Annotated in this window: 11 protein-coding genes; 4 read left to right on the top strand and 7 right to left on the bottom strand. The window is 70.8% G+C overall.

The annotated features are described in order from the left end of the window. Positions 1–23: 23 nt before the first annotated feature. Entirely contained in the window at positions 24–1160 is a 1137-nt protein-coding gene (gene dnaJ / locus ACFYZE_RS00665) for a molecular chaperone DnaJ (RefSeq protein ID WP_388986389.1), read from the bottom strand. Then, on the bottom strand, positions 1161–2180 hold the full coding sequence (gene hrcA / locus ACFYZE_RS00660; RefSeq protein WP_388986386.1) for a heat-inducible transcriptional repressor HrcA: 1020 nt from the start codon (positions 2178–2180) through the stop codon (positions 1161–1163). Positions 2181–2377: 197 nt separating this feature from the next. Here hrcA and ACFYZE_RS00655 point away from each other — a divergent pair, with 197 nt between their 5' ends. Next, a complete protein-coding gene (locus ACFYZE_RS00655) occupies positions 2378–3121 on the top strand; it encodes an MBL fold metallo-hydrolase (protein ID WP_388986383.1) in 744 nt (247 codons plus the stop codon). A gap of 54 nt (positions 3122–3175) precedes the next feature. Then, a complete protein-coding gene (locus ACFYZE_RS00650; protein WP_388986380.1) occupies positions 3176–3991 on the top strand; it encodes a DUF3097 domain-containing protein in 816 nt (271 codons plus the stop codon). Between the two features lie 135 nt (positions 3992–4126). Here ACFYZE_RS00650 and hemW read toward each other — a convergent pair whose 3' ends face one another. Together hemW and ACFYZE_RS00640 are read right to left on the bottom strand one after the other, a co-directional pair. Further along, positions 4127–5359 carry a radical SAM family heme chaperone HemW gene (gene hemW, locus ACFYZE_RS00645; RefSeq protein ID WP_388986377.1) on the bottom strand — a complete coding sequence of 411 codons (1233 nt, stop codon included), beginning with the start codon at positions 5357–5359 and terminating at the stop codon, positions 4127–4129. Positions 5360–5477: 118 nt separating this feature from the next. Then, entirely contained in the window at positions 5478–7409 is a 1932-nt protein-coding gene (locus ACFYZE_RS00640; RefSeq protein ID WP_388986373.1) for a SpoIIE family protein phosphatase, read from the bottom strand. Positions 7410–7566: 157 nt separating this feature from the next. On the opposite strand from ACFYZE_RS00640, the gene ACFYZE_RS00635 reads away from it, so the two are divergent. Continuing rightward, positions 7567–8109, top strand: a complete 543-nt coding sequence (locus ACFYZE_RS00635) for a two-component system response regulator (protein WP_388986370.1) — start codon at positions 7567–7569, stop codon at positions 8107–8109. A gap of 5 nt (positions 8110–8114) precedes the next feature. Here ACFYZE_RS00635 and ACFYZE_RS00630 read toward each other — a convergent pair whose 3' ends face one another. Together ACFYZE_RS00630 and lepA are read right to left on the bottom strand one after the other, a co-directional pair. Further along, on the bottom strand, positions 8115–9989 hold the full coding sequence (locus ACFYZE_RS00630; RefSeq protein ID WP_388986367.1) for an AMP-dependent synthetase/ligase: 1875 nt from the start codon (positions 9987–9989) through the stop codon (positions 8115–8117). Between the two features lie 266 nt (positions 9990–10255). Continuing rightward, on the bottom strand, positions 10256–12124 hold the full coding sequence (lepA, locus tag ACFYZE_RS00625; protein WP_388986364.1) for a translation elongation factor 4: 1869 nt from the start codon (positions 12122–12124) through the stop codon (positions 10256–10258). Between the two features lie 287 nt (positions 12125–12411). Between lepA and rpsT the strand changes: the two genes are divergently transcribed. Beyond that, a complete protein-coding gene (rpsT, locus tag ACFYZE_RS00620; RefSeq protein ID WP_200417332.1) occupies positions 12412–12678 on the top strand; it encodes a 30S ribosomal protein S20 in 267 nt (88 codons plus the stop codon). A gap of 279 nt (positions 12679–12957) precedes the next feature. On the opposite strand, the gene holA is transcribed toward rpsT, so the two are convergent. Continuing rightward, positions 12958–13947, bottom strand: coding sequence for a DNA polymerase III subunit delta (gene holA / locus ACFYZE_RS00615; protein ID WP_388986361.1), 990 nt, complete (start codon positions 13945–13947; stop codon positions 12958–12960). Between the last annotated feature and the right edge of the window lie 58 nt (positions 13948–14005).

Below are 14005 nucleotides of genomic sequence, written 5' to 3'. Positions count from 1 at the left end.
TCCAGCGCCGGGGGCCGACACCGTCAGCGCCCGTTGAACGCGTCCTTCAACCGCGAGAACAGCCCCTGCTGCCCCGGCTGGAACTGACCCTGCGGCCGCTCCTCGCCGCGCAGCTTCGCCAGCTCGCGCAGCAGTCGCTCCTGCTCCGGGTCCAGCTTGGTGGGCGTCTGGACCTCCACATGGACGACCAGGTCGCCCCGGCCACCGCCGCGCAGATGCGTGACACCGCGGTTGTGCAGCGGGATCGACTGCCCGGACTGGGTACCGGGACGGATGTCGACCTCTTCCAGGCCGTCCAGCGTCTCCAGCGGCACCTTGGTGCCGAGGGCCGCCGCCGTCATCGGGATGGTGACCGTGCAGTGCAGATCGTCGCCGCGGCGCTGGAAGGTCTTGTGCGGCAGCTCGTGGATCTCGACGTACAGGTCGCCGGCCGGACCGCCGCCGGGGCCGACCTCGCCCTCGCCCGCGAGCTGGATCCGGGTGCCGTTGTCGACACCGGCCGGGATCTTCACGGTGAGCGTGCGGCGCGAGCGCACCCGCCCGTCACCGGCGCACTCCGGGCACGGGTTCGGGACGATCGTGCCGAAGCCCTGGCACTGCGGGCACGGCCGGGAGGTCATGACCTGGCCCAGGAAGGACCGGGTGACCTGCGAGACCTCACCGCGACCACGGCACATGTCACAGGTCTGCGCGGACGTACCGGGCGCGGCGCCCTCGCCGTTGCAGGTGTTGCAGACGACGGCCGTGTCGACCTGGATGTCCTTCGTCGTGCCGAAGGCCGCCTCGTCCAGCTCGACCTCGAGCCGGATCATCGCGTCCTGGCCCCGGCGGGTGCGCGAGCGCGGACCGCGCTGCGACGCCGTGCCGAAGAACGCGTCCATGATGTCGGAGAAGTTGCCGAAGCCGCCCGCGCCGAAGCCGCCCGCGCCGGCGCCGCCCGACTGGGACAGCGGGTCGCCGCCGAGGTCGTAGACCTGCTTCTTCTGCGGGTCCGAGAGCACCTCGTACGCGGCGTTGATCTCCTTGAACCGCTCCTGCGTCTTCGGATCGGGATTGACGTCCGGGTGCAGCTCGCGGGCGAGCCGGCGGAACGCCTTCTTGATCTCTTCCTGCGACGCGTCGCGGCGCACGCCGAGTACGGCGTAGTAGTCCGTGGCCACTTACGACTCCGCCAGGATCTGTCCGACGTACCGTGCCACCGCTCGTACCGCTCCCATCGTTCCCGGGTAATCCATGCGGGTCGGTCCGACCACGCCGAGTTTCGCTACTGCCTCGCCGCCCGAACCGTAGCCCACGGAGACGATGGACGTGGAGTTGAGTCCTTCGTGCGCGTTCTCATGACCGATACGTACCCGCATGGCCGGATCCTTCGCCTCACCCAGCAGTTTGAGGAGCACGACCTGCTCCTCCAGCGCCTCCAGGACGGGGCGGATGGTGAGAGGGAAGTCATGCGCGAAGCGCGTCAGGTTCGCGGTGCCGCCGATCATCAGCCGCTCCTCGGTCTCCTCCACGAGCGTCTCGAGGAGGGTGGAGAGAACCGTCGAGACCGTGCCGCGGTCCTCCGGCTCCTCGAACGCCTCGGGCAGATCCTGCACGAGCTGCGGGACGTCCGCGAAGCGGCGGCCTGCGACCCGGCTGTTGAGCCGAGCGCGCAGGTCCGCGAGCGACGTCTCACCGAACGGCGCCGGGCAGTCGATCATGCGCTGCTCGACCCGGCCGGTGTCGGTGATCAGCACGAGCATCACACGCGCGGGCGCCATCGACAGCAGTTCCACGTGGCGCACGGTCGAACGTGTCAGCGACGGGTACTGCACCACGGCGACCTGCCGGGTGAGCTGTGCGAGCAGCCGCACCGTGCGCGCCACCACGTCGTCGAGGTCGACGGCGCCCTCCAGGAAGTTCTGGATCGCGCGGCGCTCGGGCGGGCTCATCGGCTTGACGGCCGCGAGCTTGTCGACGAAGAGGCGGTAGCCCTTGTCCGTGGGAATGCGTCCGGCGCTGGTGTGCGGCTGGGCGATGTACCCCTCCTCCTCCAGCGCGGCCATGTCGTTGCGGACGGTGGCCGGGGAGACGCCGAGGTTGTGCCGCTCGGTCAGGGCCTTGGAACCCACCGGCTCCTCGGTGCCGACGTAGTCCTGGACGATGGCGCGCAGCACCTCGAGCCTGCGTTCACTGAGCATCGCGCACACCTCCAGCGGTCATGTCCCCTTGGCGCTTTCCCCTGGCACTCTGCACTTGCGAGTGCCAGCATTCCCCGGCCCAGTGTACGGCTGTCGGGTACACACCCGGCAAGGGCGAGCGCCGGTGCCGTGCCGAGGTGTACCGACCTGTACCGGCCTGTCCTGCCGGGTCGGGCACCCGCGGATAGCGTCGCCGTATGACGGTGTTGTGGGAAGGGTCCGGGTGGGAGGAGCTCAGTGCGCGCGTGGGGCGGGCCAGGCTTCCGGTCTGGGACTGCACGGCCGGGCTGGTGGTGGGCGATGACGCGGCGCTGCTGGTGGACGCCGGGTCGAGCCTGGCCGAGGGCGCGCGGTTGCGCGGCGCGGCGGAGCGGCTGCTGGAGCCGCTCGGCGGAGACCGGCGTGTGACGCATCTCGCGCTCACCCATCCGCACTTCGACCATGTCTTCGGGGCGGCGGCGTTCGCGGGCGCGGAGGTGTTCGGTGCGGTGGGCGTCGACGGGGTGCTGGCCCACGGGCGGGCGGAACTGATCGCGGACGCGGTGCGCAACGGTCTGGATCCCGCTCGGGCCACCGAGGCGGCGGACGCGCTGGTCCGCCCGCGCCACCTGGTCTCGGGCGAGTGGACGCTGGACCTGGGCGGGGTGCAGGTGCTGCTGGCGAACGTGGGGCCGGGCCACACGGCCCACGATCTTGTGGTGTTCGTGCCCGGGGACCCCGGGGAGCCGGAAGTGGTGTTCTGCGGGGACCTGGTGGAGGAGTCCGGCGAGCCGCAGGCGGGCCCGGACGCGATCCCCTCTCACTGGCCTGCGGCCCTGGACCGGCTGCTGGAGGTTGGCGGCGAGAACGCGGTGTACGTGCCGGGGCACGGGGCGGTGGTGGACGCCGGGTTCGTACGGGCGCAGCGGGACGAGCTGGCGGCGCGTTTCGCCGTGTCGTAGCGAATCCCGGCGTGTCGTGGGACCTCGCGGTTGCCTTCTCCTATCGTCATCCGAATGCGCCAGTACTCTCCGGACCTGACCCCGCCGTGGAAGAAGCCGAAGCCCGTCCCGGAGGTCCCGGCGGACCCCGGTCTGGTGGTGGAGGAGCCGCGCACGGGGTTCTGCGGCGCGGTGATCCGCTGCGAGGCGGGCACGGTGACGCTGGAGGACCGCTACGGGAAGCACCGGGTGTTTCCGCTGGAGCCGGGGGGTTTCCTGCTGGAGGGCAGGACGGTGACCCTGGTGCGTCCTGCCGGGAAGGCGCCGGTGCGCCCCACGCGTACGGCGTCGGGCTCGGTGGCCGTTCCGGGGGCGCGCGCGAGGGTGGCCCGCGCAGGCCGCATCTATGTGGAAGGCCGCCACGACGCGGAACTGGTGGAAAAGGTCTGGGGCGACGACCTGCGCATCGAGGGCGTGGTGGTGGAGTACCTGGAGGGCGTCGACGACCTGCCGTCGATCGTGGAGTCCTTCTCTCCCGGCCCGGACGCGCGGCTCGGCGTCCTGGTGGACCACCTGGTGCCGGGTACGAAGGAGTGGCGGATCGCGCAGTCGGTGACGAGTGAGCACGCGCTGGTGGTCGGGCACCCGTACATCGACATCTGGGAGGCGGTGAAGCCGGCGTCCCTGGGGATCGAGCGGTGGCCGAAGGTCCCACGCGGGCAGGACTGGAAGACGGGGGTGTGCCGGGCACTGGGGTGGCCGACGGACAACACCGGCGCGGTCTGGCAGGCGATCCTGAAGCGGGTCCGGTCTTACAAGGATCTGGAGCCCGAGTTGCTGGGGAGGGTGGAGGAGTTGATCGACTTCGTTACGGGGAGCGGTGGGGCTTGACGCCGGGGAACGTTCCGAACCCGGTGGTGTCCAGTTCGAGTCCAAATCCTCCACCGGCAGCGGCGCCCCGAACTTGGTGATCTGCCGGCGCTGGTAGTCGGCGTGCTCTCCCTTCCCGACAGGCCTCGGGAGTGATCAGTCCACCAGGTCCCGCACCACCGCGTCCGCCAGCAGCCGCCCCCGCAGCGTGAGCACGGCCCGCCCCTCCTCGTACGGCCCCGCCTCCAGCAGCCCCTCTCCCAGCGCCCGGCGGGAAGCCGCGAGCCCCTCCTCCCGCAGCAGGGCCAACGGCACCCCCTCCCGCAGCCGCAGCTCCAGCAGGATGCGCTCCACCCGGCGGTCCTCCTCCGACAGGACCTCCCGCCCGGCCCCCGGCGACCGCCCGGCCGCCAGCGCCGCCGCGTACGCCCCCGGATGCTTCACGTTCCACCAGCGGACGCCCCCCACGTGGCTGTGCGCACCCGGACCCGCACCCCACCAGTCCGCGCCGCGCCAGTACAGCTCGTTGTGCAGACAGCGGCCGGCGGCCGACGTGGCCCAGTTGGAGACCTCGTACCAGTCGTAGCCCGCCGACCCCAGCACCTCGTCGGCGATCAGATAGCGGTCCGCGTGCACGTCGTCGTCGGTCATCGGGATCTCGCCGCGGCGGATGCGGCGCGCGAGCTGCGTGCCCTCCTCCACGATCAGCGCGTACGCCGAGATGTGGTCCGGGGCCGCCCCCAGCGCCGCCTCCAGGGAGGCCCGCCAGTCGTCGTCCGACTCCCCCGGTGTGCCGTAGATCAGGTCCAGGTTCACGTGTTCGAAGCCCGCCGCTCGCGCCTCGGCCACGCACGCCTCGGGACGGCCCGGGGTGTGCGTGCGGTCGAGGATCTTCAGGACGTGCGGGCGGGCACTCTGCATGCCGAAGGAGATCCGGGTGAAGCCGCCCTCGCGCAGGGTGGCCAGATACGCCGGATCGACCGACTCCGGGTTCGCCTCCGTGGTCACCTCCGCGTCCTCCGCGAGGCCGAACTCGTCGCGGATCGCCCCCAGCATCCGTACGAGGTCGTCCGCGGCCAGCAGCGTCGGAGTACCGCCCCCGACGAAGACCGTGCGCACCTCGCGAGGGTCGTCGCCCAGCACCTTGCGGGCCAGGCGGACCTCGTCGATCAGGGTCGACGCGTAGTTGTCCCGGGAGGCGAGGACGCCTCCCGTGCCCCGCAGCTCCGTCGCCGTGTACGTGTTGAAGTCGCAGTAGCCGCAGCGCGTCGCGCAGTACGGCACATGGAGGTAGAACCCGAGGGGGCGCTCGGCGGGCCCGGTGAGCGCGTGCGCGGGCAGCGCGCCGTCGTCGGGGACCGGTTCGCCGTCGGGGAGTGCGGAAGGCATGTCCTCCATTGTCCCGTACTGCCAGAAGTCCTCATTCCGCAGAGATCCTCGTTCCCCCAGAGGTCCTCATCCCGCCAGAGTCCTCATTCCCCCAGAGGTCCTCATCCCCCAGAGGTCCTCATTCCGCCTGCAGCACCAGCAGCGCCAGATCGTCCTCCGGAGGCCTTGCCCCGAACTCGTGCACCAGCGTCCTGATCCGCTCGGCGACCAGCTCGGCGTTCATCCCGGCGCAGCCCGCCAGGGCCGCCGCGAGCCCGTCGCCGTCGTCGAACTGGCGGGACCCGCTGCGCCGCTCGGTCACCCCGTCGGTGACGCACAGCAGCGTGTCGCCGGAGCGCAGATCGAAGGTCTCGCACGTGTACGTCTCGTCCTCGACGACCCCCAGCAGCGTCTGCGGCTGGGCCACGGCCCGTACGTCACCGTCCGGGCCGAGCAGCAGCGGCAGCGGATGCCCGGCCGACGCGAGCGTGCAGCGCACTCCACCGTCGAAGGGGACCAGTTCCCCGTAGAGGAGGGAGAGGAAGCGGGCGTGGGGAACCTCCTCGGCGACCGGCATCGGTGTGCCCGCCGCGACCAGCGCCCGCGCCGCCGCGTCGGACGCCTCCGTGGCGTCGTCGAGCAGGAGCTGGTTGAGGCGGTCCAGGACGTCGGGGACGTCGTAGCCCTCGCGGGCCAGCAGCCGCAGCCAGGGCCGGGCGAGCCCGATCACGACCGCGGCCTCCGGTCCCTTGCCCTGGACATCGCCGAGCGCGAAGCACCACCGTCCCTGGCCGGCGGGGAAGATGTCGTAGAAGTCACCGCTCGGTCCGCCCATGTCGCACGGCTCGTACACAAGTGCGCTGCTCACCCCGGGGATCTCGGCGACCGCCCCCGGCAGCAGCCCGCGCTGGAGCACCCGGCTGATGGTGGCCTGGCGCGCGTACTGCCGGGCCGCCCCGATGGCCAGCGCCACCCGGCGGCTGAGGTCCTCGACGAGTCCGGTGATCTCGTCGGGGAAGCGCAGCAACCCGGCCCGCCCGATGACGAGCGTCCCGAGCGGCCGCCCGCCCGCGATCAGCCGGTAGGCGAGCGCCGCGCCGGTCGTGCCCCGCGGGCCCAGCGCCTCGCCGGGCCAGGGCACGGGCACCGCCCGGGAACGCACCGACTCGGGCAGCCGGGGCGGGTCCTTCTCCAGGGCCCGGCGCAGTTCCTCGATGCGGTTCTCGCTGCCGTGCCAGACGCGGGCGAGCCGGGGCCCGGCCGCGCCCGGCGCCGACGGGCCACGCCAGCCGGTCGCCTCGTCCTCCAGCCACACCGCGCACCAGTCGGCGAGCCGGGGCACGATCAGCTGCCCGGTCAGCGCGGCGACCAGGTCCTCGTCGAGCTGCCCGGCGAGCAGGTCGGACGCCTCGGCCAGGAAGGACAGCGCACCGCGGCCCCGCCACTCCCGGTCGTGCTGGCCGCGCCCGGGCTCGGCGAACGCGGACAGTTCGGGCCCGAGTATCTCGGCCGGGCTCAGCCCGCGTCCCAGGGCGCTGTCTCCGGCGTACCCCTCGACCCCGTCCTGGGCGTCCAGTGCGGCGTGCAGGGGAACCAGCGCCCAGACGGTCTTGGCGCCGGTGCGGTAGGTCACTCCCCAGGCCGTGGAGAGGGAGGAGACGAGGCGCAGTCCGCGCCCGTACTCCGGTATGCCGTACGGGCGGTCGGAGCCGTCGTCCCGTACGGCGCGGGAGGGGTGGTGGTCGGAGACCTCGACGAAGATCCCGGGCGACTCGCCCTGCGCGTCCATGAGGCGGCAGACCAGCTCGACATCCGTGCCGGCGTGCACGACGGCGTTGGTCACGAGTTCGCTGACGACGAGCAGGGCGTCGTCGGACGGCCGCTCGGTGACGGCGTCGGCCTCGGCGGCCCGGCGCCACTCGCTGAGGGCACCGCGCAGGAGCCGGCGGGCGTTGCCGGCGGCGAGCGGGCTGCCGGGCAGCGTCACTCGCACCAACGTGCGCAGACCTGCTGACTCGAGCACGTCGGGGGCGCGGGAGGCGGTCTCCCGTTGGGTGGGAATGGGCCCCATGGACAGCTCCCCGGGCAGTTCGGTCGAATGAGCCTGTGGCGATGCGGACAGGGTGACAGACTGACCCCGCTCATAAGCACCGAGTTACCGAAGTGGCCCGCCATGAGTGAGAACCGTGCTACGCATGTGGTCGAAGACGGACAGATTCGAGCAGGGCATGCCTACTGAGAAAGCGTCCGAGGACAGCGCCGGCATCCTCCTCGTCGACGACATGGAGGACAACCTGACCGCGCTGGAGGCCGTGCTCCGCTCGCTCAACGAGCCGCTGGTGCGGGCGCGTTCGGGCGAGGAGGCGATGAAGGCGCTGCTGGAGCGCCGGTTCGCGGTGGTCCTGCTGGACATCCGCATGCCGGGCATGGACGGTTTCGAGACGGCCGCGCACATCAAACGTCTGGACCGGACCAAGGACGTCCCGATCGTCTTCCTGACCGGCTCGGACGCGGAGGCCGGGTATGCCTTCCGGGGGTACGCGACGGGGGCCGCGGACTATCTGACGAAACCGTTCGATCCATGGGTGCTGCGGGCCAAGGTGACGGTGTTCCTCGACCTGTACCGCAAGAGCAGGCGGTTGGAGCGGCTGCGGGAGGGCCTGGCCGAGCTGGAGGAACGCCTGTCGGCGGACGAACCCCCGGACCCGGCGGAACTACGGCGCCGGGTCCGGGAGTTACAGCGGTGGGCGGCCGGGGGCCAGGCGCCCTGACACCCCTACGCTTCGCGCGTCCCCGCGTACATCTCGTCGATCAGGTGCTTGTACTCCCGTTCGACCACCGGCCGCTTCAGCTTCAGGCTGGGCGTGATCTCCCCGTGCTCCACATCGAGGTCGCGCGGCAGCAGCCGGAACTTCTTGATGGTCTGCCAGCGCTGGAGGCCCTCGTTGAGCTGCTTGACATAGCCGTCGACCATCTCGACCGTCTGCGGGGCGGCCACGACGTCGGCGTAGGACTTGCCCTCCAGGCCGTTCTCCTTCGCCCACTCCAGGATCGCGACCTCGTCGAGCGCGATGAGCGCGGTGCAGAAGTTACGGTCGGCGCCGTGCACGAGGATGTTGGAGACGTACGGGCACACCGCCTTGAACTGTCCCTCGACCTCGGCGGGCGCGATGTACTTGCCGCCGGAGGTCTTGATGAGGTCCTTCTTGCGGTCGGTGATGCGCAGGTACCCGTCGGGCGACAGCTCGCCGATGTCACCGGTGTGGAACCAGCCGTCCGGCTCCAGCACCTCGGCGGTCTTCTCGGGCAGCCCGTGGTAGCCCTCCATGATGCCGGGGCCGCGCAGCAGGATCTCGCCGTCGTCCGCGATGCGCACCTCCGTGCCGGGCAGCGGCTTGCCGACCGTGCCCGTGCGGTAGGCCTCGCCGGGGTTGACGAAGGAGGCCGCGGAGGACTCGGTGAGGCCGTAGCCCTCCAGGATGTGGATGCCGGCGCCCGCGAAGAAGTACCCGATCTCGGGCGCGAGGGCGGCCGAGCCGGAGACGCAGGCGCGCAGCCGGCCGCCGAACGCCTCACGGATCTTGGCGTAGACGAGGGTGTCCGCGACCTTGTGCTTGGCGCCCAGGCCGAACGGCACGGCGTGGGTGCCGGTGCGGCGGAAGTTGTCCTGCGAGACCTTGGCGTACTCGCGGGCCACCTCGGCCGCCCACTGGAAGATCTTGTACTTGGCCGGTCCGCCCGCGCGGGCCTTGGCCGCGACGCCGTTGTAGACCTTCTCGAAGATGCGCGGCACGGCGGCCATGTACGTCGGCTGGACGACCGGCAGATTCTCGATGATCTTGTCGACGCGGCCGTCGACGGCGGTGACGTGCCCGACCTCGATCTGACCGGAGGTGAGCACCTTGCCGAAGACGTGGGCGAGCGGCAGCCACAGGTACTGCACGTCCTCGGGACCGAGCAGCCCGGTCGCGGCGATCGCCTTCGCCATGTACGCCCAGTTGTCGTGCGGCAGCCGCACGCCCTTGGGGCGGCCGGTGGTACCCGAGGTGTAGATGAGCGTGGCGAGCTGGTCCTTGGTGATCGCGCCGACCCGTTCCTTGATCAGCTCGGGGTGCTTCTCCAGGTAGGCGGCGCCGCGCTGCTCCAGTTCGGCCAGGGTGAGCACCCCGTCGCCGGTCTCGGCGCCCGCCGGGTCGATCACCACGATGTGGGTCAGAGCGGGCAGCTCGTCGCGCTTCTGCTGTGCCTTGGCGAGCTGCTCGGCGTTCTCCGCGACGAGGACCTTGCTCTGGGAGTCGGACAGGATGAAGGCCGACTCCTCGGCGTTGGTCTGCGGATAGATGGTGGTCGTGGCGGCACCGGCGCACAGGATGCCGAGGTCGGCGAGGATCCACTCGACCCGGGTGGATGAGGCGAGAGCGACGCGCTGCTCGGGCTGGACGCCCAGTTCGATGAGCCCGGCCGCGATCGCGTGGACCCGCTCGGCGGCCTCGCCCCAGCTCAGCGACTTCCAGTCGTCGGGGCCCTCGCCGGAGGCCGGGGGTACGGGGTAGCGGTAGGCCTCGGCGTCCGGCGTGGCCGCCACGCGCTCCAGGAAGAGCGCCGCCACGGAGGGCGGACGGTTCTCGATCAAAGTCTGTGTGTCGCTCACGACATCCTCCGGGGCCCGCGGCGGTGCGGCTGGCTGGCTCATTGCTGCTGGATCGTTGCGGCTGCGGTCACTCGAGACCTTTTGTTTAACTCACGAGTAACCCTCGAGCAGGCATCAGAGTAAAGCCCGACCGGCCGGTTCGTAAGGGGCGGTGGCCTGTCGTTTCGTACACAGAGCGACCGGGCGCACGCACAGGGGCCCGCCGCGCTTTCACACGACGGGCCCCGTACCGCCCGGTTTGCCGGGGTCACCGTGGGAGACCCGGGTTACTTCTTGCCCTTGCTCGACCCCGCGCTGTCATCGCTGGAGAGCACCGCGATGAAGGCTTCCTGCGGAACCTCCACGGAACCCACCATCTTCATCCGCTTCTTGCCCTCCTTCTGCTTCTCCAGCAGCTTCCGCTTACGGGAGATGTCACCGCCGTAGCACTTGGCGAGGACGTCCTTGCGGATGGCGCGGATGGTCTCGCGGGCGATCACGCGGGAGCCGATGGCGGCCTGCACCGGCACCTCGAAGTTCTGCCGCGGGATGAGTTCCTTCAGCTTGGCGACGAGCCGGACGCCGTACGCGTACGCCTGGTCCTTGTGGGTGATCGCCGAGAAGGCGTCGACCTTGTCGCCGTGCAGCAGGATGTCCACCTTGACCAGGCTGGAGGACTGCTCTCCCGTGGGCTCGTAGTCCAGGGAGGCGTACCCGCGCGTCTTGGACTTCAGCTGGTCGAAGAAGTCGAAGACGATCTCGGCGAGCGGCAGCGTGTAGCGGATCTCGACGCGGTCCTCGGAGAGGTAGTCCATGCCGAGGAGAGCGCCGCGACGGGTCTGGCACAGCTCCATGATCGCGCCGATGAACTCGGTGGGCGCGAGGATCGTGGCCCGTACGACCGGCTCGTACACCTCCGCGAGCTTGCCCTCGGGGAATTCGCTCGGATTGGTGACCGTGTGCTCGGTGCCGTCCTCCATGATCACGCGGTAGACCACGTTGGGCGCCGTGGCGATCAGGTCGAGCCCGAACTCGCGCTCGAGCCGCTCGCGGATCACGTCGAGGTGCAGCAGTCCGAGGAAGCCGACCCGGAAGCCGAAGCCGAGGGCGGCGGAGGTCTCCGGCTCGTAGACGAGGGCGGCGTCGTTGAGCTGGAGCTTGTCCAGGGCCTCGCGCAGGTCGGGATAGTCGGAACCGTCGAGCGGATACAGACCCGAGAAGACCATGGGCTTGGGGTCCTTGTAGCCGCCCAGCGGCTTCTCGGCGCCCTTGACCTGGCTGGTGATGGTGTCACCGACCTTGGACTGGCGGACGTCCTTCACCCCGGTGATGAGGTAACCCACCTCACCGACCCCGAGGCCGTCGGCACCGAGCATCTCGGGCGAGTTGACACCGATCTCCAGCAGCTCGTGGGTGGCGCCGGTGGACATCATCCGGATGCGCTCGCGCTTGTTGAGCTGCCCGTCGACGACACGGACGTAGGTGACGACGCCGCGGTAGGAGTCGTAGACGGAGTCGAAGATCATCGCGCGCGCGGGCGCGTCGGCCACGCCGACCGGGGCCGGGATCTGCTCGACGACCTTGTCCAGCAGCGCCTCGACGCCGAGACCGGTCTTGGCGGAGACCCTCAGCACGTCGCCGGGATCACAGCCGATGAGGTTGGCGAGCTCCTCGGCGAACTTCTCCGGCTGCGCGGCCGGCAGGTCGATCTTGTTGAGGACCGGGATGATCGTGAGGTCGTTCTCCATCGCCAGATAGAGGTTGGCGAGGGTCTGCGCCTCGATGCCCTGGGCGGCGTCGACGAGGAGGATGGTCCCCTCGCAGGCGGCGAGGGACCGCGAGACCTCGTAGGTGAAGTCGACGTGCCCCGGGGTGTCGATCATGTTCAGGATGTGCGTGTTGCCCGGATCGTGGGTGGGGGCCCAGGGCAGCCGCACGGCCTGTGACTTGATCGTGATGCCGCGCTCGCGCTCGATGTCCATGCGGTCGAGGTACTGAGCGCGCATCTGCCGCTGCTCGACGACACCGGTCAACTGGAGCATCCGGTCGGCGAGCGTGGACTTGCCGTGGTCGATGTGCGCGATGATGCAGAAATTGCGGATCAGAGCCGGGTCGGTACGGCTCGGCTCGGGCACATGGCTAGGGATCGCGGGCACGCAGGGTCCTGATTCTTGAGGCGTCCGCAGTGTCTGCGGTCTCGGGTCGGATCGATACGTAGCCTCCATGGTCCCACGCGCGCGGGGCTACGACCGGTTTGGGCCGTGCGTGAGGCGGTGGAACGGGTGGCCAGGGCAGGACTCGCGGCCGGTTTGGGCGGGCCGGAGGGCGACTGGTAGCCTGGGTGGCTGTGTCTCCTGCCCTCTCAGCGCGAGGCACGTCTTCAAGAAATCACCGGCGCGTGGGACGTCCAGTCTCGCGTGCCTGAACCTGTAAAGGCTCATTCGTGGCGAACATCAAGTCCCAGATCAAGCGGAACAAGACGAACGAGAAGGCGCGCCTGCGCAACAAGGCCGTCAAGTCCTCGCTCAAGACCGCGATCCGCAAGGCTCGCGAGGCCGCTGCCGCGGGCGACGTCGAGAAGGCCACCGAGCTCCAGCGCGCCGCCGCGCGCGCGCTCGACAAGGCCGTCTCCAAGGGCGTCATCCACAAGAACCAGGCCGCCAACAAGAAGTCGGCGCTGGCCACCAAGGTCGCGACCCTCAAGGGCTGACGCCCTCCTTTGATCTGAACTGATCCAACCGCCGGAAGGACCCAGAGCGGGCCCTCTCTCATCCGCTCCCGACCGGCACCCGAGTCCGTACGCGGCCTGCGTTCGCCACGCGGGTACGGACTCAACTGCTTGAACCGAAGGCCCCGCCGCCCGTCCTTCCCCAGGACGGGCGGCGGGGCCTTCGGTATGAGGAGCCGGCCGAGCACGGGCAGCCAGTCGGCGAAGGGGAGCCACGGCGGCATCGGAAGCCACGGCGGCATCTGGCGGGCGGGCCGCCCGCTATCCGCGCCCCCGGGACCGCGCCGCCCGGGCGATCGTCACCACGGCCTTCTCCAGCGCGTACTCCGGGTCGTCCCCGCCGCCCTTCACGCCCGCGTCCGCCTCGGCCACCGCACGCAGCGCGACAGCGACCCCCTCCGGCGTCCAGCCCCGCATCTGCTGCCGGACCCGGTCGATCTTCCACGGCGGCATGCCCAGCTCCCGGGCGAGGTCCGCGGGGCGACCGCCCCGGGCCGAGGACAGCTTCCCGATCGCCCGCACACCCTGCGCCAGCGCGCTCGTGATCAACACCGGCGCCACGCCCGTCGCCAGCGACCACCTCAGTGCCTCCAGCGCCTCCGCCGCCCGCCCCTCGACCGCCCGGTCCGCGACCGTGAAGCTGGAGGCCTCGGCCCGCCCGGTGTAGTACCGCCCGACCACCACCTCGTCGATCGTGCCCTCGACGTCCGCGGTGAGCTGCGCCACCGCGGACGCCAGCTCCCTCAGGTCGCTGCCGATCGCGTCGACCAGCGCCTGGCACGCCTCGGGCGTCGCCGAACGCCCCAGCGTGCGGAACTCGCCGCGCACGAACGCCAGCCGGTCCGCCGGCTTCGTCATCTTCGGGCACGCCACCTCCCGGGCGCCCGCCTTGCGCGCGGCGTCGAGCAGGCCCTTGCCCTTGGCGCCGCCCGCGTGCAGCAGCACGAGGGTGATCTCCTCGGCAGGCGAGGCGAAGTACCCCTTGAGGTCCTTGATCGTGTCGGCCGGGAGATCTTGTGCGTCGCGTACGACCACGACCTTGCGCTCGGCGAAGAGCGACGGACTCGTCAGCTCGGCCAGCGTGCCGGGCTGCAACTGGTCCGGAGTCAGATCCCGTACGTCCGTGTCGGCGTCGGCGGCCCGGGCGGCGGCCACCACCTCCCGCACGGCACGGTCGAGCAGGAGGTCCTCCTGGCCCACGGCAAGGGTGACGGGGGCGAGAGGGTCGTCATTCGCGGTCTTCTTGGCCATCACGGACAGCATCCCACGCGCCACTGACAACGGGTGCCCGCGGCCGCCGCCGGGAGGG

This window comes from Streptomyces sp. NPDC001796, assembly GCF_042892355.1.
Classification (GTDB): domain Bacteria; phylum Actinomycetota; class Actinomycetes; order Streptomycetales; family Streptomycetaceae; genus Streptomyces.
The sequence above is the reverse complement of the archived record's forward strand: the minus strand, read 5'-3'. Positions and strand labels throughout refer to the sequence as shown.